The organism is Nocardia brasiliensis NBRC 14402, from assembly GCF_000308475.2.
Lineage (GTDB): Bacteria > Actinomycetota > Actinomycetes > Mycobacteriales > Mycobacteriaceae > Nocardia > Nocardia brasiliensis.
Window position 1 is genome coordinate 49,152 of record NZ_BAFT02000020.1, and the last position, 19,488, is coordinate 68,639.

19 protein-coding genes are annotated in these 19,488 nt (G+C 69.0%); 9 read left to right on the plus strand and 10 right to left on the minus strand.

Annotation, left to right across the window (positions count from 1 at the left end; translation table 11 throughout):
* Positions 1–6: 6 nt before the first annotated feature.
* Together TY25_RS04630 and TY25_RS04635 are read right to left on the minus strand one after the other, a co-directional pair.
* Entirely contained in the window at positions 7–1,950 is a 1,944-nt protein-coding gene (locus tag TY25_RS04630) for a cutinase family protein (RefSeq protein ID WP_369405378.1), read from the minus strand.
* Between the two features lie 202 nt (positions 1,951–2,152).
* Complete coding sequence (locus tag TY25_RS04635) at positions 2,153–2,806, minus strand: TetR/AcrR family transcriptional regulator (RefSeq protein WP_042254319.1); 654 nt, start codon at positions 2,804–2,806, stop codon at positions 2,153–2,155.
* Between the two features lie 120 nt (positions 2,807–2,926).
* On the opposite strand from TY25_RS04635, the gene TY25_RS04640 reads away from it, so the two are divergent.
* Both TY25_RS04640 and TY25_RS04645 read left to right on the plus strand, forming a co-directional pair.
* Entirely contained in the window at positions 2,927–3,808 is an 882-nt protein-coding gene (locus TY25_RS04640) for an alpha/beta fold hydrolase (RefSeq protein ID WP_042254321.1), read from the plus strand.
* 108 nt (positions 3,809–3,916) lie between these two features.
* Positions 3,917–4,792: an alpha/beta fold hydrolase gene (locus TY25_RS04645; protein ID WP_042254323.1), complete on the plus strand. Its 876-nt coding sequence runs from the start codon at positions 3,917–3,919 to the stop codon at positions 4,790–4,792.
* Between the two features lie 11 nt (positions 4,793–4,803).
* Here the strand turns inward: TY25_RS04645 and TY25_RS04650 are convergent, their stop codons facing one another.
* Together TY25_RS04650 and TY25_RS04655 are read right to left on the minus strand one after the other, a co-directional pair.
* Complete coding sequence (locus TY25_RS04650) at positions 4,804–5,799, minus strand: quinone oxidoreductase family protein (protein WP_042254324.1); 996 nt, start codon at positions 5,797–5,799, stop codon at positions 4,804–4,806.
* Between the two features lie 20 nt (positions 5,800–5,819).
* Positions 5,820–6,461 (minus strand): dTDP-4-dehydrorhamnose 3,5-epimerase family protein, encoded by a 642-nt coding sequence (locus TY25_RS04655; RefSeq protein ID WP_081868665.1) that lies wholly within the window; start codon positions 6,459–6,461, stop codon positions 5,820–5,822.
* Between the two features lie 121 nt (positions 6,462–6,582).
* Here TY25_RS04655 and TY25_RS04660 point away from each other — a divergent pair, with 121 nt between their 5' ends.
* The 3 genes from TY25_RS04660 to TY25_RS04670 are packed head-to-tail and all read left to right on the plus strand — an operon-like array spanning position 6,583 to position 9,934.
* Positions 6,583–8,022, plus strand: coding sequence for an NDP-hexose 2,3-dehydratase family protein (locus tag TY25_RS04660; RefSeq protein WP_042254325.1), 1,440 nt, complete (start codon positions 6,583–6,585; stop codon positions 8,020–8,022).
* Positions 8,023–8,027: 5 nt separating this feature from the next.
* On the plus strand, positions 8,028–9,002 hold the full coding sequence (locus TY25_RS04665; RefSeq protein WP_052382799.1) for a Gfo/Idh/MocA family protein: 975 nt from the start codon (positions 8,028–8,030) through the stop codon (positions 9,000–9,002).
* A complete protein-coding gene (locus TY25_RS04670; RefSeq protein WP_042254326.1) occupies positions 8,999–9,934 on the plus strand; it encodes an NAD-dependent epimerase/dehydratase family protein in 936 nt (311 codons plus the stop codon). Before TY25_RS04665 ends, TY25_RS04670 begins: the two co-directional genes overlap by 4 nt.
* Positions 9,935–9,943: 9 nt before the next feature.
* On the opposite strand, the gene TY25_RS04675 is transcribed toward TY25_RS04670, so the two are convergent.
* The 4 genes from TY25_RS04675 to TY25_RS04690 all read right to left on the minus strand — a co-directional run bounded on the left by TY25_RS04675 (position 9,944) and on the right by TY25_RS04690 (position 14,208).
* Positions 9,944–10,549, minus strand: coding sequence for a response regulator transcription factor (locus TY25_RS04675; RefSeq protein ID WP_042254327.1), 606 nt, complete (start codon positions 10,547–10,549; stop codon positions 9,944–9,946).
* Positions 10,546–11,700, minus strand: coding sequence for a sensor histidine kinase (locus tag TY25_RS04680; protein WP_081868666.1), 1,155 nt, complete (start codon positions 11,698–11,700; stop codon positions 10,546–10,548). Before TY25_RS04680 ends, TY25_RS04675 begins: the two co-directional genes overlap by 4 nt.
* 270 nt (positions 11,701–11,970) lie before the next feature.
* Complete coding sequence (gene rfbH / locus TY25_RS04685) at positions 11,971–13,296, minus strand: lipopolysaccharide biosynthesis protein RfbH (RefSeq protein ID WP_042254328.1); 1,326 nt, start codon at positions 13,294–13,296, stop codon at positions 11,971–11,973.
* Positions 13,297–13,299: 3 nt separating this feature from the next.
* On the minus strand, positions 13,300–14,208 hold the full coding sequence (locus TY25_RS04690; protein WP_063602700.1) for an NAD-dependent epimerase/dehydratase family protein: 909 nt from the start codon (positions 14,206–14,208) through the stop codon (positions 13,300–13,302).
* Positions 14,209–14,328: 120 nt separating this feature from the next.
* Between TY25_RS04690 and TY25_RS04695 the strand changes: the two genes are divergently transcribed.
* From TY25_RS04695 to TY25_RS04705, 3 genes are read left to right on the plus strand one after another with little or no spacing between them, the layout of a single operon-like run.
* Positions 14,329–14,784 carry an anthrone oxygenase family protein gene (locus TY25_RS04695; protein WP_201773642.1) on the plus strand — a complete coding sequence of 152 codons (456 nt, stop codon included), beginning with the start codon at positions 14,329–14,331 and terminating at the stop codon, positions 14,782–14,784.
* On the plus strand, positions 14,781–15,806 hold the full coding sequence (locus TY25_RS04700) for a methyltransferase (RefSeq protein WP_042254333.1): 1,026 nt from the start codon (positions 14,781–14,783) through the stop codon (positions 15,804–15,806). Before TY25_RS04695 ends, TY25_RS04700 begins: the two co-directional genes overlap by 4 nt.
* The gene (locus TY25_RS04705; protein WP_052382801.1) at positions 15,803–16,582 is read left to right on the plus strand and encodes a tyrosine-protein phosphatase; all 780 of its coding nucleotides are present in this window, start codon (positions 15,803–15,805) and stop codon (positions 16,580–16,582) included. The genes TY25_RS04700 and TY25_RS04705 overlap by 4 nt, the downstream gene beginning before the upstream one ends.
* On the opposite strand, the gene TY25_RS04710 is transcribed toward TY25_RS04705, so the two are convergent.
* A complete protein-coding gene (locus tag TY25_RS04710; protein WP_226887398.1) occupies positions 16,571–17,047 on the minus strand; it encodes a hypothetical protein in 477 nt (158 codons plus the stop codon). The genes TY25_RS04705 and TY25_RS04710 overlap by 12 nt on opposite strands.
* 278 nt (positions 17,048–17,325) lie before the next feature.
* Positions 17,326–18,840 (minus strand): HNH endonuclease signature motif containing protein, encoded by a 1,515-nt coding sequence (locus TY25_RS04715; protein WP_042254337.1) that lies wholly within the window; start codon positions 18,838–18,840, stop codon positions 17,326–17,328.
* Between the two features lie 199 nt (positions 18,841–19,039).
* Between TY25_RS04715 and TY25_RS04720 the strand changes: the two genes are divergently transcribed.
* The gene (locus TY25_RS04720) at positions 19,040–19,477 is read left to right on the plus strand and encodes a VOC family protein (protein WP_042254384.1); all 438 of its coding nucleotides are present in this window, start codon (positions 19,040–19,042) and stop codon (positions 19,475–19,477) included.
* The last annotated feature ends 11 nt before the right edge of the window (positions 19,478–19,488 follow it).

The window sequence follows — 19,488 nt, forward strand, 5'->3', positions numbered from 1 at the left end:
CGCGAGCTACTCGACCCGGCCGATGCGCTGGTTCATCCAGTCGCCGAGCCACTGCACGGCGTTGCGGCCGGAGTCGTCGACGATCAGCGCGCCGTAGTTGGTGTGCGCCCCGGACGCGACAAAGCTTGCGGCACTGAGCCCGTCGCGGATGAGCGTGCCCAGGTTCAGGTCACGGAAGCTCAGCAGTCTGGTGAACGGTGCGATCGGGTCGTCGGCGGCGGTGTCCGGCGCGGCGATGGAGCGGGCCGGGACATCGGCGCGCCGGCCCAGCACGTTCGGCGGCTGCTGCCGCGGCTTGGGCCTGAGCAGATCAGCGGCCGCGGCGGCCAAGTCCTGCCCGATCGGCAGCAGGCCGGACAGTGCGACGCCCGCGCCCACCAGGTCGGGAGCCTGCCCGGGTACCGGGACCAACCGTTGCAGCACCGACCACGCGACGTCCTGGATCCGGCCCACCAGTTCCGCGAGCCGCCCGATGTCGACCCCGGCCAGGATCGAGGTCACCGTGGCGGCGACGCCGGTGAAGCCGAGCGCGTCCGGCAGCACCGCCAGAACCTGCGAGATCCAGCCGAGATCGACGGTGCCGACGAGCCGGACCAGCGGCTGCAACTGGCCGCTCAACGCGCTGGCGACCTGATGCACGCCCTCGGCGTCCATCGCGATCACCCGCTGGGGCAGCAGTGCCAGGTTGGCGATGATCGCGGGGAGATCGAAGCCGGTGACCGCGGCGGCGACGTCGAGGGCCTGATCGACCAGCACGGTGGGTTTGAGCAGCGACAGCGGGCGGGTCGCCGCGCCGAGCACCTCGGGTGGTGTGGCCGCCAGCGGCGTGATGCGGTCGCTGACGGCCGTGGCGGCGGCCCGCAGTGCCCGCGCTTTCGGATCGCTCGGCCGGAGTTCGCCCACGCCGCGGCTCAGCATCTTGTCCGTGATCTCGGCGACCTTCGCGACCACCGCGGCGACACCGGGCAGGTTGGACTGCGCCGCGCGGGACAGCACCTCGCCCGCCTGCCGGTCCGCGGTGCCCTCGGGCGCCGCCGACAATTCGGCCGTGGCGGCGGGATTCGCCGCACCCGAGCCGAGCAGATCGACGAGCGGAGCGAGGGTGTGCAGCACCGTGCCCGCGCTGGTGCGCACCCGCGCCACATCGACACCCGCCGGGGCGCTCAGTGCCGCGGTCAGGCCGGCGATCGCCGGTGCCAGACCCGGGAGATCGGCCCGCGAGAAGTCCGCGGTCAACGCGGAGGCCAGCGGGAAACCGGCGTCGGCGGGCAGGGTGCCGCTCAACGCCTTGCTCAGGATCGAACCCAGCGCGCCGAGCAGCGGGTTGTTCCCCTTCTGGATCGAGCAGTACAGGTCCTTCGGATCGCAGATCGAGGTGACGCGCCCGGTCAGTTTGCCCATGCCCTGCGGACGCGGGTCAGCGATCCCCGTGCCCGCCGCGCCGGGACCGACGGCGATCTCACCGCTGGTGCCCGCGCCCGGATCGGAGAGCAGGCCGACCGCGAGCACCCGATCGGCCGGGATCGGGCCGCGGTCATTGCCGATATCGGCCGCGATATCGCCGGCCGCGTCGGCCCCCTGGCTGTAGCCGTTGATGGTGAACCGCGCGGCGGGGCAGCGTGTTCCATAGTCGAGCAGCACCGAACGCGCATTGTTCAGGGCGGTGCTCTTGCTGTCGGCGTAGGTGTAACCGTTGTCGAAGGCCCGGGCCATATAGGGCGTGAAATAGATCGCCGAATTAGCGCCTTGCCGTTGCTGGATGGCCGCCGCGATCGGCGCGAGCATGCCGACGGGCCGCGCCGGGTCGGCTTCTTCGTCGGTTTCCCAAGTGCCCGGGATGAACAGATTCATGGTCGCCACGCAGGGCATCGGCTCCGCTCGCGCGAGCCCGGGTGCGGCGACCACGGCCGAGCCGACGGCGACACCTACGGTCACCAATGTGGTGGTCACATACCGTTTCGACGAACGCATGACAGGTGTCTGCCCCTCACTACAGTGCTGATCGGTGCTTGTTTCCGCTGGCCGGACCGGCACCACGGTAAAACACTTTGCAGCGGTTCGAGCGTTGGGCAGTGCCCCACTTACGGTGCTTAAGAAGCACTTTCAGAAAGAGCGGCGCAATTCTTAAGGCGCGACTACAGTCCGGGACGACTCAGTCCCGCTCGAGCATCGGCGCGAGATAACGTCGCGCGAAAGCCCTGGCCTGTTCCGCGGTGTCGAGTTCGATGATCGTTTGCGGCGTCAGCAGCAGCGACAGTGTGATCCGGATGTGCAGTTCCGCGACGGTTCGCAAATGCTGTTCGATGTCGGCCGAAATCGGTGCGTCGCCGTAGAGTTCGCGTTTCCACAGGGCGAGGCAGAATTCGCGGAAGGCTTCGAGCAGCAAGCCCGCGTCGGTGGTGAGTGCGGGCAGGATGGCGTCCGGCTCGGTTTCGAGCAGCCGCCGCACCAGCGGATGGTTCCGCAGGTATTCGACTGTGTAGGCGGTGCTTTCGGCCATCCGATCGGCGATATCGGTGCGTCCGGCGACGGCCGCGGTGCTGCCCGCGAGATAGGTGCGGAACTCGCTGTGCAGCACCGCCTCGGTGAGCGCTGCTTTCGACGGGAACCGCCGGTAGACCGTCGCGCGTCCCAGCCCCGCGCGTTTGGCCACGTCCTCGACGGTCGAGCGGCGCCAGCCCGCGACCCGCATCTGCTCGATCGCGGCCGCGAGTATCCGCTCGGTGATCTGATCCGCGTCGTCCAGCCGGCGCAGCACCGCCGCGTCGGGCGCGGTGAGTTTGCTGAGCAGCGTGTCCTCGGTCACTCGCAGCACAAGCCTCCTTGTCCGGGTCTCGACCTCACTATATCGTCGGGAGACAAGGAGACGAAATTTGTCTCACACGTATCGAAGCTCTCTGAGCAAAGTAGCTGGAGGCAGTGCGTCATGACCACGTTCGCGAACATCCGACCGTCCCGGATCCTCACCGCCACCGACGGCGTCCAACTAGCGGTGTACGAATCCGGCCCCGCCGGCCTGCCCACCGCGCTGCTCGTGCACGGCTGGCCCGACGATCACCGGGTGTGGGACGGTGTCGTCGCGCTGCTCACCGATCGCTTTCGGGTGGTCACCTATGACGTGCGCGGCGCGGGCAACTCCGAGCGGCCGAATTCGACTGCCGCCTACCGCATTCCGCAGCTGGTGGCCGATCTCGCCGCCGTGCTCGACGCGGTCGCGCCCGACGGCGCGCATCTGCTCGCGCACGACTGGGGATCCATCTTCGCCTGGGACGCGCTCGCCGACCCTGAAATCGCCTCCCGGATAAAGTCGTTCACCAGCATCTCGGGCCCGTCGCTGGACATGATCGGCAGCTGGCTGCGCGGTATCCGCCGTAACCCGCGCGACGTGCTGACCCAGATGCGGCACTCCTTCTATGCCTTACCGTTCCAGCTGCCCGCCCTGCCCGAGTTCGCCGTGCGGCGTGGCCTCGTGTCGCGCATCGTCGCGGCGTCGAGCGTGCGGGGCGAGCCGGAAACCACCGCCCCGCACACCATCGGGCTGGCCGACACCCTCGACGGCATCGCGCTGTATCGGGCCAATATGGCTCGGCGCGTGCTGTTTCCGAAGCCCCGCCCGGTGACCGTCCCCGTCCAGGTGCTCGCGCCGCGCGACGATATCCACGTTTCGGTGGCCTGCCAGACCGAAGCGCCCCGGCCGTTCGCGACGAACCTGCGGACCCACGAGATCGACGGAAACCACTGGGTCCTCGCGCAGCGTCCGGCCGTGATCGCCCGCTGGTTCGGCGAATTCGCCGGCGCACACCGGTGATCCGCCGGGTCGACCGGCCACGCGCGCACTGCCAGATCTCCTGACACGATCGCGATCCCCGGGGAGTAGGGCCCCGCTGCGGCTTTTCTTCCGAGAGAATGCAACCCGATGACTGACATCGACCGACACACGCAGGGGATCGCGGACCGGGTCACCACCCGGGACGGGCGGCAGCTGTACGCCATGTGGCTGCCCGGCCCGGAGACCGCCGACAAGACCACGCCGACAGTCGTATTCGAGGCCGGCGCCGGTGCCAGCCGATCCAGCTGGGCCCTGGTGCAGCCGGCGGTCGCGCGGCACGCTCGGGCGATCGTCTACGACCGTTCCGGGCTGGGTAACAGCGCACCCGACCCGGGCGCCCGCACCCTGAGCACCATGGCCGACGACCTGAACGACGTGCTCGACCACTACGCGCCCGGCCCGTTCCTGCTCGTCGGCCACAGCGCGGGCGGACCCATCGTCCGGCTCGCCGCGGCCCGGCGTCCCGATCGGATCGCCGGCTTGGTGCTGGTCGATCCGACCGACGAGGCCGCGGCATCACTGTTCGGCGCCGGCTTCCGCCGTACCGAACGCAGGATGATCGCCACCGCCGCCGTCCTGGCCCGGCTCGGCCTGCTCAAAGTGCTGTACCGCGAGCAGATCCGCGCCTCCCCGCCGGACGTGGGGCGTGACCTGCAGCGGGAGGGCTTCGGCCCCGGCGTGGCGCGCACCATGCGTCAGCAGGCCCGCACTTTCCTGGACGAACTCGCCGCCTGGCGCGACAACCCGCCCGACGACGCCGATATCCCGGTCACCGTCATCTCGGGCGGGCAGGCGGGCGACGGCATGAACGCGACATGGCGCGCCGAGGCCAATGCCGCGCACGCCCATCGCGCGGCTCGCGCGCGGCACGGCCGCTACGTCGTCGCCGAGCGCTCGGCGCACGTCGTCCCGTTCACCGAGCCGGAGGTCATCGTCCGCGAGATCGTCGACCTGCTGCCGTAAAGCGGCCGCGGTCAAGCAATCCGGAAGACGATCTTGCCCGCGACGCTCGCGCCGAGCATCGCCCGGAAGCCCGTTGCGGCGTCCCGCAGCGTGAACTCGCGGGCGATGCTCGGGCGCAGGCCGGTGCGCACGAGGAAGTCCATCAGTGCCGCCAGATCCTCCGCGGTACCCATGCCGGATCCGACCAGGCGGTGCTCGGCGAAGATCAAGGTGTGCAACGCCCGCGCGGCGGCCACGGTATCGAAGCCGGTGATCGCGCCCGCCCGGTAGCCGGAACAGACGATGGGCGCGCCGGGGCGCAGCACCTCGATCGGCCACCACCAGTCCGCGACGTCGATGCCCGCGTCGAACGCGGCGTCCAGACCGCTCGGTAGCGGCTGGTCGGCGGTCGTCACGACGGCCGCGCCGCTGCGCCGCGCCAACGCGTGATCGGCGGCGTCGGCCCGGACACAGACCTCGACACCCGCCGCGGCGGCGAGCGCGATGAGCGCGGTCGCGATGCTGCCCAGGCCGCGACGGCCGCGCACCACGATCGTCTGGCCCGCGCGAATTTCGGCGGTGACGAACAACATTCGATAGGCCGTCAACCACGCGGTCGGCAGGCACGCGGCCTCGGCGAAAGAGAGTTCGGGCGGTTTGGGCACCGCGTTGCGGCGGGGAATCGTGGCGCTGCCCGCGAACGTGCCCTGATGGTAGGAGCCGAGCACCATCCGGTCCGGGTCGCGCGCCTCGGGTCCGGTCCAGCCTGCCGACCCCACCGACGCGTGCACCACCACCTCCGAGCCGTCCGCCAGGACGCCCGCACCGTCGTTGCCGAGGATGAGCGGATAGGCGTGCGCGGGCACGCCGATACCGCGCAGCGTCGCGATGTCGCGCATGTTCAGCGACGCGGCGCGCATCCGCACCGTCGTCCACCCGACCGGCTGCGCGGGCTGCGGGCGTTCCCCGAACCGCAGCGCGGCCAGCGGGTCGGCGGGGTCGGGGCGCTGACAATAGACGGCGTCCATCACGGCGGTCTCCTCCGGCCTCAGCGTGGGCGGTAGTGCGGCAGCAGATCCTGGTCCAGCAGTTCGGCCAGCGTCGCGGCGCCACGGTCGTTCTCGGAAAGAATCGGTTCGAATCCGGTGGTCAACGGCAGACCGAGGGCCGGATCGAGCACGTTCACGGCGAGTTCGCTGCCCGGCGTGTACAGCGTCGAACACTGGTAGAGCACGCGGGTGTCCTCGGCGGTCGCGACGAACGCGTGGCCGACGCCGGGCCCGAGATAGACCCCGGCGGCCATCCGCTCGTCCAGCGCGACCAGTTCGAACTGCCCGAAGGTCGGCGAACCGACGCGCAGATCGACGGCGATATCGATGATCGAGCCGCGGACACAGGTCACCAGCTTCGATTGTCCCGGCGCACTGGCCACCACATGGATACCGCGGATCACCCCGCGGTGCGAGACGGAGATGTTCACCTGTTCCAGGCGAACCGGGTAACCGGTGATCTCCGCGAGCACATCGGTGCGGCTGAGCTCCTGGAAATGCCCGCGCTCGTCCGGAAACCGGCGTGACCGCAGCAGATAGACATCCGGCAGCCCGAGCGCGGTCGCGACGATCGTCGCCGGTCGTGCGGTGCCGCGCGGCCCGGCGTCCGGCGCCGCGGTGTCACCGTCTCGGTGGGGCATGGCGGCGAGGCTAAGGCGGCGCGCTCGAGAATCTTTCGGGGCGCGCTCCAGCCGCGCCGAGGGCCACCGGGCCCCATCCGCGTCCCAGTGGTTCTCGAACGACCGGCCGGACCCTGTCCGCATGGGGAATGCCGCACAGGTCGAGCAGCAGTCGGTGGCCACCTTCGACGAGGAGCTGGCCTGGCGGTTCGCCCGCTCGGCCGCGGTCACCGCGACGCCGCTGTGCTCGGTCGAGGGCTTCCGGGACTGGTTCGCCGCCTGCCGCCGCGCCGATCGGCTGGCGGTCGAGCGGATACCGTTCGCGGACCTGGTCGGCTGGCAGTTCGACGAGGACGGGAATCTGCGCCACGACAGCGGGCGGTTCTTCACCATCGAAGGGCTGGACGTGCGCACCGATTTCGGTTTCGTCGAACACTGGCAGCAGCCCATCATCAATCAACCCGAGATCGGCGTGCTCGGCATCGTCGTCAAGGAGTTCGACGGGGTGCTGCATTTTCTGATGCAGGCCAAGGCCGAACCGGGAAATATCGGCGGCGTGCAGCTCTCGCCGACCGTGCAGGCGACGCGGAGCAACTACCTGCGGGTGCACCAGGGGCGCGCGGTGCCCTACCTCGAGCATTTCCTCGACGCGCGGCCCGACGCCGTCCTCGTCGACGTGCTGCAATCCGAGCAGGGCGCGTGGTTCCTGCGCAAACGCAATCGCAACATCGTGGTGGAGGCGACCGGTCCGGTCGAAACCCTGCCCGGCTTCTGCTGGCTCACCCTCGGCGTGCTGCGCGAACTGCTGCGCCAGGACAACACCGTCAACATGGACGCGCGCACGGTGCTGTCCTGTGTGCCGTGGCGGATCAGCCCGGCGCAGGCCGCCGCCGGGGACGAGTTCACCCGCGCGCTGGCGCGCGGCCTCGATCCCGGGGCCGCCGCACGGCACGGCGCCGCCGAAATCCTGCACTGGCTCACCGATTTGAAGGCCAGGCACGAGCTGCGCCAGCGCCTCATACCGCTGGCCGCGGTCGCCGAGTGGCAGCGCGGCGCGGACGAGATCGCCCATGCCAGCGGGAAATATTTCCGGGTGATCGCCGCCCGGGTGAGTGCCGGTCAGCGCGAGGTGAATTCGTGGACCCAGCCGCTGCTCGCTCCGGTCGGCCAGGGCGTCGCCGTCTTCCTCGCCACCGCGATCGACGGCGTGCTGCACCTGCTGGTGAACGCCAAACTCGAAGCGGGCGTGCTGGATGTCGCGGAGCTCGCACCGTCGGTGCAGTGCCAGCCGACCAATCATGCAGACCTGCCCGTGCCTCGGCAGCCCGCGTTCCTGCGCGACGTGCTCGACGACGGGCTCGGCGCGGTGCGCTACAGCGGGTTACAGTCCGAAGAGGGCGGCCGCTTCCAACACGCCGACAATCTCTATCAGATCCGCTTGCTCCCTGCGGATTTCCCGATCGCCGAGCCGCCGGGCTTCCGCTGGATGACGCCCGCGCAGATCACGAACCTGCTCATCCACAGCAACTACGCGAATGTGCAGGCGCGCAGCCTGATGGCCTGTCTGCTGGCGAGTTGGTGAGCCCGATGCTGCGCTGGGGAATCCTGGGTACCGCACAGATCGCCGAGCGGCGCATGCTGCCCGCGCTGTCCCGGCACCCGGCCGCCGAACTGGTCGCGATCGGCAGCCGCGATCCGTTGCGCGCCGCGCAGTGGGCCACCCAGCACGGGCTGCGCATCTCCGGCGGCTATCAGCGGGTACTCGACGACGACGCGGTCGACGCGGTCTACTTGCCGCTGCCGAACGCGCTGCACGGCGACTGGATCGAGCAGTCCCTGCGGGCGGGCAAAGATGTCCTGGTCGAGAAGCCGATGTTGCCGCCCCGGCTGGACGGAACCGAGATCGCCACGGCACGCAGGCTTTTCGCGTTCGCCGCCGACCAGGGCCGAACGTTGATGGAGTGCATGACCTTTCCCCGGCACCGCCAGCACACCGCGGTGCGCGAGCTGGTCGCGGCGGGCGCGATCGGCGAGCTGCGGCAGCTCACCGTGCGTTTCACCATCCCGGAGCGCGCCCCGGACGATTTCCGGTATCGGGCGGACCTCGGCGGCGGCGCGCTCGCCGATCTCGGTTGCTACGCCCTGCGGGCCGCGCAGTTCTTTCTGGGATCCGAGCTGCGCGTGGAACATTCGCGGATGCGGCGGGACGACCGTTTCCCCGGTGTCGACCTGTCGGGTTCGGCGCGGTTGCGCGACGCGGCAGGTGCGCAGGCCGATCTGGAGTTCGCGATCGGCGCGCCCTACCGCTGCGAGTATCACCTCGCGGGCAGTGCGGGCTCCCTGTCGGTCGAGCGCGCGTTCACTCTTCCACACGATCTCGCGCCGCGCGTGTTCCTGGATCGAGCCGGTGACATCCGGCAACTCGACCTGGCACCCGACGACCAGTTCGGCAATATCCTCACCGATTTCACCGCAGCACACGACGGCGAACAACCCGACGCCGCGGCGACATTGCGCACGATGGAGCTCGCCGCGGCCGTACTCGGCGTGGCGTCCCGATGAGCGAGTACACGCCGCGGCGCACCGCGCTCGTGCTCGGCGGCACCGGGTTCGTCGGCGGTCATATCGCGAACACGCTGCGGGACAACGGCTATCGCACCGTCACGGTATCGCGCCGACCGGGGCCGGCCGGGGCCGCGCACTGCGCGCTCGACCTCGAAACGGGTGACGCGCAGCCCTTGATCGAGGTGCTGCGTACCCACGAACCCGCGCTCGTGGTGAACGCTGCCGGATCCTACTGGGGCCTGGACGAGCCGCAGTTGCGCCGATCGTTCGTCACCGCCACCGAAACCGCACTGACCGCATTGGCCGCGCTGCCCGACCGGCGCCCCCGCTACGTCCACCTGGGCAGCGTGATGGAGTACGGTCCGCTACCCGAGCTGGGCGCAGTCGACGAATCCGTACCGACCGAACCCGAATCCGCCTACGGGCGGACGAAACTGGCGGCGACCGAGCTGGTCCGGGCGGCGATCGCGGCGGGCACGGTGGACGGCGTCGTGCTACGCGCGACCAACAGCATCGGCCCCGGCGTGCACCCGGGCAGCCTGATCGGCAAGGTCGGTTCGGCACTGGCCGCGAACCGGGACGGCCGGGCCCGGATCGAACTGTCGCCGCTGGCCGCCCACCGCGACTACATCGACGTGCGCGACCTGGCCGAGGCGGTCCTCGCCGCGGCGCGCACCCGCGACACCGTCGATGTGGTGAACATCGGTCGAGGCCAAGCCCTTTCGGTACGGGAGCTGGTCGACCGGCTGGTCACCATCAGCGAGGTGCCGGTCGATATCGTCGAGTCCGCGGCCGCGCCGACCGCGCCGGGCACCAGCTCGATCTGGCTGGAGGTGGCCACCGAAACCGCCGCGCGGACACTGGGATGGCGGGTGACCCGCAGCATCGACCAAGCGCTGCACGACTATTGGCGCACGCTCATGCGCTGAGCACCGCGCTCACAGCCAGCCGTTGTCCTCGGCGAACCGGATGGCCTCGATCCGGTTGCGCGAGCCCGTCTTCGAGATCGCCGCAGTGATGTAGTTGCTGACCGTGCTGACCGACAGATGCAGATGCGCGGCGATCTCGGCGACCGTGTCGTGCGAGCGCGCGGCCACCAGCACGTCGCGTTCCCGTTCGGTCAGCGGGTTCTGCCCCACCGACATGGCGGCGCGCAGCTGCTGGTCCTCGATGAGCATGCGACCCGCGACGACCTCGCGGATCGCCTGCGCGATATCCCCGACCGGCGTGTTCTTGGTGAGGTAGGCCCGCACGCCCGCCTCCAGCGCGCGGCGCACATAACCGGGACGCTCGAAGGTCGTCAGGATCATCAGCAGCGGCGGTGCGGGCCGTCTGGCCAGTTCTTCGGCGAGCGCCAGCCCGCTCTCCTCGCCCATCTCGATATCGAGCAGCACGACGTCGGGCTGGGTTTCCTCGACCATCTCCGGCACGCCGGCCGACGAGCCGAGGTCGGCGACGACCGTGAGGTCGGGTTCCAGCTCGAGCAGCGTGCGGATGGCTCCTCGCAACGTTGCCTGGTCCTCGACCAGCGCCACACGAATCATGCCGACGATTCTGCCGGTCGGGGCGCGGGCAGCGGCACCGACACCGCGAGCCGGTAGCCGCCGTTCGCCGTCGGTCCCGCGGTCACCGTGCCGCCCAGGACGCGGGCCCGCTCGGCCAAGCCGAGCAAACCGTGCCCGCCGCCGGTGGACGCGCGGCCGAACAGCTCGTCGTTGTCCACCGTCAACTCGACCGCGCGCGGCTGCTCGTGCACCCGGACCGTGATGGCGCACCGGCTCGCGTCGGCGTGCCGCAGCACATTGGTCACCGCCTCGCGCACCACCCACCCCAGCAACGTGTCCACCCGTTCATCCCACACCCGGTCGGGAATGCGCACGGTGAGCCCGTCGCGCAGCAGGGCGAGGCTCTGTTTGGCGCGCGCCACCTCGTCGGCGAGGGTGGTGGCCCGGTAGCCGCGCACCGCCTCCTGGACCTCGAGCATGGTCTGCCGGCCCACCTGCTGCACCTCCGCCGAGGCCGCCGCGGCGGCGTCCGGATCGATATGCGCGAGCCGTTGCGCCAGTTCGGCTTTCACCAGCATGGTGGCCAGGCTGTTGCCGAGTAGATCGTGCAGATCCCGCGCGATCCGCAACCGTTCGTCGCCGACCGCGGCCGCGGCCATCGCCTGCCGGGTCGCCCGCGATTGCACGATCTCCAGCAGCAGCCGGCCACGCAGCACCGCGATCATGCCCGCGCCGAACACCACCAGCGCCGCCCCGCCCTGGCCGAGGACCGCCCAGGTGAGGCTGCCGACCGCGAGCACGCCCAGCACCGAACCGAACACCAGTGGCAGCAGATTGACGCAGGCGACGGCGGTGAGCATCAACGCGACCACCCAGGACGTGCCGAACGCGGCGGTACCCGCACCCGCCACGGCGGCCATCGCCGCGAGCAGCCCCACCCGGAAACCCATCGGGCGCCCCGCCATATCCGACTGACTCCAGACGAACAGCGCGCCGAAGCCGGCGACCGCACCACCGGAGGCCGCCAACCGGCCCACCGGCCACGTGCTCGCCTCCCACAGCGGCAACGCGAGCGCGATCAGCAGCACATACATGCCGCCGGGCCCGGTGTCGCCCACGCCGACACCCAGGTTCCAGATCCGGCGACGTACCTGGACGACCACTGCTTTCGCGCGATCAATCGGGCGCATACCGCGAATCTACCGGCCGCGTTCGCCCGCGCGCGGGACCGATAGCGCCGATAGGAGAAAACTCCGACCCGATTGCGGACCTTCCTCCGTTGTCGAGCACCGCTCGCGCCGCCGATACTTTCCGGAGTCGATCATGTTGTCCAGCAGGAGGTACGGATATGAGCGGGCCGATGCAGGGGCTGATTCTGGCCATTATTCTGATCACCTTGTTCATCATTTCCCAGATCATTCAGCGGCGGCGGAAGCAGAACCGCAAGGACTGATCCGGCGTCAGCGGACCCGGTGGACCGGGCGGGCGGCGAATTCCCGGATGACGGTGACCATATAGTCGATCATCTCGTCGGTGAGCCCGGGATAGACGCCGACCCAGAAGGTGCGCTCGGTGACGATGTCGCTGTTGGTCAGGCGGTCCGCGATGCGATGCGGTGCGTGCCGATAAGCGGGCTGGCGCAACAGGTTTCCGGCGAACAGGAATCTGGTGTGGATGTTGCGGGCGAGCAGGTGGTCCACGATCGCGCGCCGGTCGAACGGCGCGTCCTCGGCCACCGTCAGCACGAAACCGAACCAGCTCGGCTCGCTGCCCGGCGTCGCGTGCGGCAGCAGCAACCAGGGGACACCGGCGAGCCCGTCGCGCAACCGGGTCCAATTACGCCGCCGCGCCGCCACGAATTCCGGCAATTTACGCAATTGGCTCAGGCCGAGACCCGCCTGGATATCGGTGGTCTTCAAGTTGTAGCCGATATGGGAGAACACATATTTGTGGTCGTAACCCGAAGGCAGCGCGCCGAAATCCTGGTCGAACCGTTTGCGGCACCGGTTGTCCTCCCCCGGCTCGCACCAGCAGTCCCGGCCCCAATCCCGCATTGATTCGACGAGTTTGGCCAGCACCAGGCTGTCGGTGAGCACACAGCCGCCCTCGCCCATGGTGAGATGGTGCGCGGGATAGAAGCTGACCGTCGCGAAATCACCGAATGTCCCGGTGGTCTGGCCCTGATAGGTGGACAGCACCGCGTCGCAATTGTCCTCGATCAGGAAGAGTTCGTGCTCGGCGGCCAGTTCGGCGATCTCCGCGACCGGGAACGGATTACCGAGCGTGTGCGCCATCATGATCGCCTTGGTGCGCGGGCCGATCGCGGCGCGCACCCGGTCCACCGTCGTGTTGTAGGTGCCCAGTTCGATATCGATGAACACCGGCACCATGCCGTGCTGCAGGATCGGGTTCACGGTGGTCGGGAAGCTGGCCGCCACGGTGATCACCTCGTCGCCGGGTTTGAGCGCGCGCTCCTCCAGTTCCGGGGTGGTCAGCGTCGCGAGGGCGAGCAGGTTCGCCGACGACCCCGAGTTGGTCAGGTGCGCACGGCGCACGCCGATGGCCTTCGCGAACAACCGCTCGAAACGCAGCGCGGTCGCCCCGGACGCGATGCGCAACTCCAGCGCCTGCTCGACCAGTGCGACCCGATCGTCGGCGTCCAGCACCGCCCCCGAACTGAAGATGGGGGTCACGCCCGGCTCGAAAGCCGGCGGCCTGCGCCGGTGATGCAGTGCGCGCACCAGTTCCAGGACATCGTCATCCGCCGGTATCGGCTCACTAGGCACAGCTCATGTGTTACTCGCACCGGTTCGAGCCTCACTGGTGTAGCGCCAGAGCGCCCGCAGCGCATCGTCGAGACCGAAGCGCGGCGCCCAGCCCAGCCACCGCCGGGCCTGCTCGATCGAGATCGGCGGCGCGCCGGCCGCCGTGCGCGGCGAGCCACCGCCACCGGTAGCCACCACCTGGACGGCCACACCGCTGATTTCGATCAACCGGCGCACCGCGAACTCGACCGGCACCGCATCGCCCGAGGCGATATTGACCACCTCGACGCCCGGCACCTCGGCCGGCACGGTCGCGGCCGCGAGCACCGCCGCGCCGAGATCGCGCAGATCCAGCACGTCGACCGTGCCACGCAGCGCGGGCAGTTCGAGCACATGCGGCGCGGCCGGATCCAGGGGCGGCGTGGCCAGCCCATGCGCCACCGAGCCGAGCAGACCGGCCCGCGGTGCCCGTGGGCCGACCACCGTCGAGCAGCGCAACACGACACCGGAACCCGGCCAGCGCCGCATGGCTTGGGTAGCGGCAAGTTTGGTTCGGCCGTAAGCGGTTTCCGGATGCTCCGGCGTCGACTCGTGCACCGGGCCCGGATGCCCTGGGCCGTATTCGTACACCGACCCCAGCTGCACGACCCGGGCAGGCCGAGCCAGCAGGCTTACCGCCTCGAGCAGCCGTTGCACCAGCACGGTATTGGCGGCCGCCATCTGCTCGTCGGTCACCTGCCACAGCGCACCGGCGGCGTTGACAACGACGTCGGCGCCGGACAGCAGCTCGGTCAGCGCCGCGATCGGTTGAGTCGACACATCGAATTCGGTGCGTCCGAACGGCACCACCCGGAACTCGTGCGCGGCGAGAAACGCACCGACGCCCCGGCCGAGATACCCCGTACCGCCGACCACCACTGCCGTTCGCGTCACCGCCGCCTCCGCTCCTGCTGTGCGGTGATCGTGGCCGTCCGCGATCGAGAACGATCGGAGCGCGAATCCAGTGGCGCTCGAGACATCCCTGTCATGGTGTGGTCTGCGAAAGGAGAAACCGTGGTCAGGGTTGTGGCGACTGTCGTGGTGGTGCTCGGCAACGGAGTGCTGGCCGGGGTGCTCGTGGCGGTGGCGATCGGGTTGGTCCCGATGTTCGCCGCGTTACCGGCGCCGGATTACGTGCGGGTGCACACGCTCGCCGGACGATATTTCGACCGGATCATGCCGCCGATGGTGGTGTGCAGCATCGCCGCGGACATCCTGCTCGCCGTCGACACCGATTCGGCCGCGGCCAGGCCGCTGTTCGCCGGCGCCGCGCTGACCCAGCTGGGCGTCTCACTCGTCTCGCAGTTCGGCAACGTGCCGCTGAACCACCGGACCCGCGCCACCGACCCGGCCGCCATCCCGCCCGGGTGGGACGATCCGCGGGCACGCTGGCGCACTCTGCATCTGCTGCGCACCGTGCTCGCCCTCGTGGCCCTGCTCGCCAACGCGATCGCGGTGGCCGTGCGATGAGCCTGCCCGAACTGCGCGACGCCGCCGCCATCAAACAACTCGCCAACGCCTTCTGCCACGCCAAACTGCTGCTCACCGCGCACGAGGTCGGCGTGTTCGACTGGCTGGCCACCAACGGGCCCGCCGACGCGGACCGGATCGCGGCGGGCACCGCGCTGCACCCGCGCGGCGTCGGCGACCTGCTCCGAGGCCTGACCCTGCTCGGCTTACTGGTGGAAGACCCTGCGGGATACCGGAATTCGCCGCTCGTCGCGCGCACCCTGGTGCCCGGCACACCCGAGTACCTCGGCGGCTTCCTGCGCCGTGCCGACCACATGCTGTATCCGACTTGGGGATCGCTCGACGCCGCGCTGCGCACCGGACAGCCCCAGGCCGCCGGTGCCGGACCGGACGCTTTCCTGCGCATGCTCGACGATCCGAAACAGCGGGCCCAATACCTGCGCATGATGGATTCGGCGTCGACGCCGGTCGCGCATCGGCTCGCCGAGGTGGTGGACTGGTCGCGGTACCGGACGGTCGCCGATATCGGTGGCTGCCGCGGCAACCTCGCGGGCATCCTGCTCGCGCAGCACCCCCATTTGCGGGCAACGGTTTTCGACCTCGCGCCGATGGGTCCGGAACTCGACGCCCACCTGTCCGCGCAGGGCGTCGCCGACCGCGCGAGCTTCGTCGCCGGTGACTTCTTCGCCGATCCGCTGCCGGCAGCCGACGTGCTGATTCTCGGTCACGTGCTGCACAACTGGTCGAGTGCCGAGCGAGCGAAGCTGGTCGACAAGGCTTTTCAGGCCGTGCGGCCGGGCGGCGCGTTGCTCGTCTACGACGCCATGTACACCGGCGAGCCCGCCGATCTGGCGCGGGTGCTGGTGAGCCTCAACATGCTGCTGGTCACCGAGGGCGGCTCCGAGTATCCGGTCGCCGAGGCCGTCGGCTGGCTCACCGCCGCAGGGTGCACCAGCCACACCGCGGTGCCGCTCGGTGGCGCGGACACACTGGTGATCGGACACAAGGAGACCGAGCGATGATCGAAAACGGCGGCGGGCCGCTACTGAACCGGCGCACAGCGTTGCGGCTCTTCGCTGCTGCGGGGCTCGCCACCGCGGTCGCCCGCACACCCGCCCGGGCGGCCCCCGAATCGTTCATCGATATCTCGCTGAATCTCCGGGACATCGGCGGCTATTCGGGTGCCGACGGCAGACGCATCGTCACCGGCGCGGTATACCGCTCCGCCGCACTGTCCCAGGTGACCGATCAGCAGTTCGCGGTGTTGACCGAGCTGCGGCCGCATTCGGTCGCCGATCTGCGCTCCACCCAGTCCCGCGCCATCCACGGCCCCGACCGGCTGCCACCCGGCGCCGTCCCGATTCTCGCGCCCGTCGGCGATCCCGATCCGGCACCGTTGAAGAACAAACTCGCCCAACCGGATTCGGACACCCTCGCGGAGTTCCGGAGCTACGTGACCTCCGCATCCAACCGGGCCGCCTTCGGCCGGGTGCTGAACACGCTGTCGGCCAGCGGCCGGTCCGGCTATCTCTACCATTGCAATTCCGGCACCTACGTCACAGGTTGGACCACCGCCACCCTCATGACCCTGCTCGGTGTCCCCCGCCCCGCCGTCGACAGCGAATTCCTGCTGTCCAACGAAGCATACGGCGCGATCGTCGCGCGCACCGAATACCTCGACGCCGCCTTCGACCAAATCCGCGTCTCCTACCAGAGTTTCGACAACTACGTCACCGACGGACTGGGCGTGACCGGACCCGCGGTAGCCCGCCTGCGTGACGTGCTACTAGTCCGCTGACGCCCTCTGGACCCGTCGGCCAGCCGCCGCCCGCACGCGGCGCGTCCGTCCCCGGTCAGCGAGCAGCGCACGAACAGGCGGGCAAGCGGTGATCTCGGCGGCTTTGCGCTGAAACCAGTCCGAAGCGTCGAGGATCTCCGCTGTGGTCCACGCCTGCCCGGTACTGATCGCCCGCAGTAGGGTCCATTCACGAAGACGCCGGGCGGCGAAAGCACGGCCATCGATGACCTGAGCGACGCGTGCGACCCAGCTCGGAAAGGTTTCGTCGGTGAGCAACTGCGCGGCCCTGCGGTCGATGTGGTGGACGATCGCAGCCTCCGCCATAATGGTATCCGGATCTTCGAGAACCACACCCAGCGTAGCCATCTCGGTCTGTGTGGACGTTTCTGCCAGCTCGTTCAGGTAGCGGACGTATCGGAGGTGCTCCGCCGGTTCTGGCTCCTCTGCCGCCACTGGACCGTTCACACCGGCCCTCCGCGGAGTCGCGCACCAACTACCGGCCGCGCTCGAAGTCGCGAAGTGATTCTAGTAAAGATCGATTCGTTTGACTGCACAGCGATCCAGTTCCCCGTGTGACATCTGAACTCCAGCAATACCACGTCCCCGCCGAACCTCACCATCACTTTTCGGACTTTGCCAGCATGCTCCATCTCCGCGGTGATGCGGGGTGGAAGTGTGCTCGGGTTTGCCACGGGCCGTCTGCGCGAGTTCGGCGGTACAGGAGGCGAATTCGGGCAGCGTTTCTACACCGCCGCCGGGAGTGGCGTGGTGGGGGCAGGTAGGAGTGGGCGCTCTCGGCGGGACAGCCAGGCGCGGTGGTCGCGGCGTTGTCGGGTGTCGCGGTCGTGGATGTGGGACAGGGCGTGGGCGAGGAGTTCGCCGGGGTGGTGGCGGTGGTTGACGCGTGGGGTGCGGGTCGGGTCGATGTGGGCCGGGGCGATCCAGGCGGTGCGGCCGGGGTGTGCCGAATTACTTTCCAGAACAACGGTTTTCCAGCCGTTGGGGCCGTCGTTGACCATGGCGTGGCAGCGGTCGCAGGCGAGCGTCAGGTTTTCGATATCGGTCGCGCCGCCTTTGGCGTATTCGGTGACGTGGTGGATCGCGCACAGCGCGGCGGGCGCGTCACAGCCGGGGCGGGAGCAGCCGCGTACGGACGCGATCAGGGCCATCCGTTGTGCCGGAGTGGCAAGACGTTTCGCGCGGCCCACGTGCAGCGGCATTCCCTTGTGATCGAACACCATCAGGAATGGTTGCGCTTGTTCGGCCAGCGCGAGCGCCTCCGAAATCGGGACGATACCGCCCGTGGCCGTGGTCGCCACTCCGGCGGCTTTTTCGACGTCGTCGACGCTCATGGTCAGGATCGCCGCGACGGGCAGACCGCGGTGCGAGCCGAGCGCGTCGACTCGCACGCCGGGGCTGAGCAGGGCGAGCAGACCGTCGTGGGTGCGTTGCGCGGCGGTTCTGGTGTCCCGCGCCGCGGCGGCGACCATCGCGTTCCGGTCGACGTATTCGCAGTCACCGAACGGGCTTTCGGGATCTTCGGGGTTGTTCATGCCGGGCCGGGCACACTTGGCCAGGGCGGCGTCGAGGAGTCCGCGCAGGGTCGGCGTGATCTCACCGTGGATGGTGGACATGCCGTCTGGGCGCTGCGAACCTATGGTGATGCCGCGCATACGCCGGCGGTCGCGGTCGGCAGTGAGGTTTCCGTCGGGGTCGAGGTGCGCGAGAATCGCTTCACCCACTGCGGGGATATCGTCGGGGGAACCGGTGCGTGCGAAATCCGCCAGAATCTTTTCTGCCGCTTCCCGTTCCGTGCCTGTGGCCCCATACGGGATACGCTTCATCACGGCTGCGATGCGCGTGGCGTGCTCGCAAGAAATCTCGCCGTCGGATTGCGCTGCCGCAGTATGGAACAGTTGCGGGTCATACGAACCGCCATTGAGATCGTGCCAAGTGCCGAGGCTACGTGCCGCGGCGTAACGGCGTGCAGCCTCTCGACTGGACAGCCGTAGGGTCTGCATCAAGAATCGCTTCGTATCTCCCGCACCGACATTCGCGGGTATCGACCGCTCGGTAGTCTCGACAATAACCCGATGTTGCACCGCCGCAAGCTTACGCGTCACACATTCGAGACCACTCAGCAAATCAGTAATCTCGTTGTCACTCAACGCAGTAAAACGCATGCCGAGCAAATCGGAGACGGCATCCAGCAGCGGCTGCACCACCCGTGTCGCCGGAACTTCCCCCTCCGATTTCATAACCGAATTCTACCCCATCCCACCCGACCCCTCATCCCAAATCTCTGCCAAATCCGCCCACCTCCAGAACATCCTCACACACGTATTCTTCAGCGCCACAACAAATACCGACGAAGTAACTCAGCACCTTCCATCGAGCCCGGCTCACCGGCCCCGGCTCACCACCAGAGCCGTCCCCCAACTCAGTAACATGCACCGCATGCCCATCAAACTCGAGAACATCGGCATCACCGTTCGCGACCTCGAAGCAGCAATCGCCTTCTTCACCGACCTAGGCCTCACAGTCGTCCACCGCGACACAGTCAGCGGCGAGTGGACCGACACCGCCGTCGGCCTCGACAACAACCACGCCAACATCGCCATGCTCCAAACCCCGGACGGCAACGGCCGCCTCGAACTCTTCGAGTACCTTCACCCCGAAGCGATCGAAACCCAGCCCACCCGCCCCAACGAAATCGGCATGCACCGCGTCGCCTTCTCGGTAGACGACATCGACAAAGCCCTCGAGACTGCCGCAAAACACGGCTGCCATCCACTCCGCGGCGTAGCGACCTACGAGGACCTCTACAAACTCACCTACCTCCGCGGCCCCAGCGGCATCATCGTGATGCTCGCCGAGGAACTGAAGAAGAACTGACGTCTGTTCGG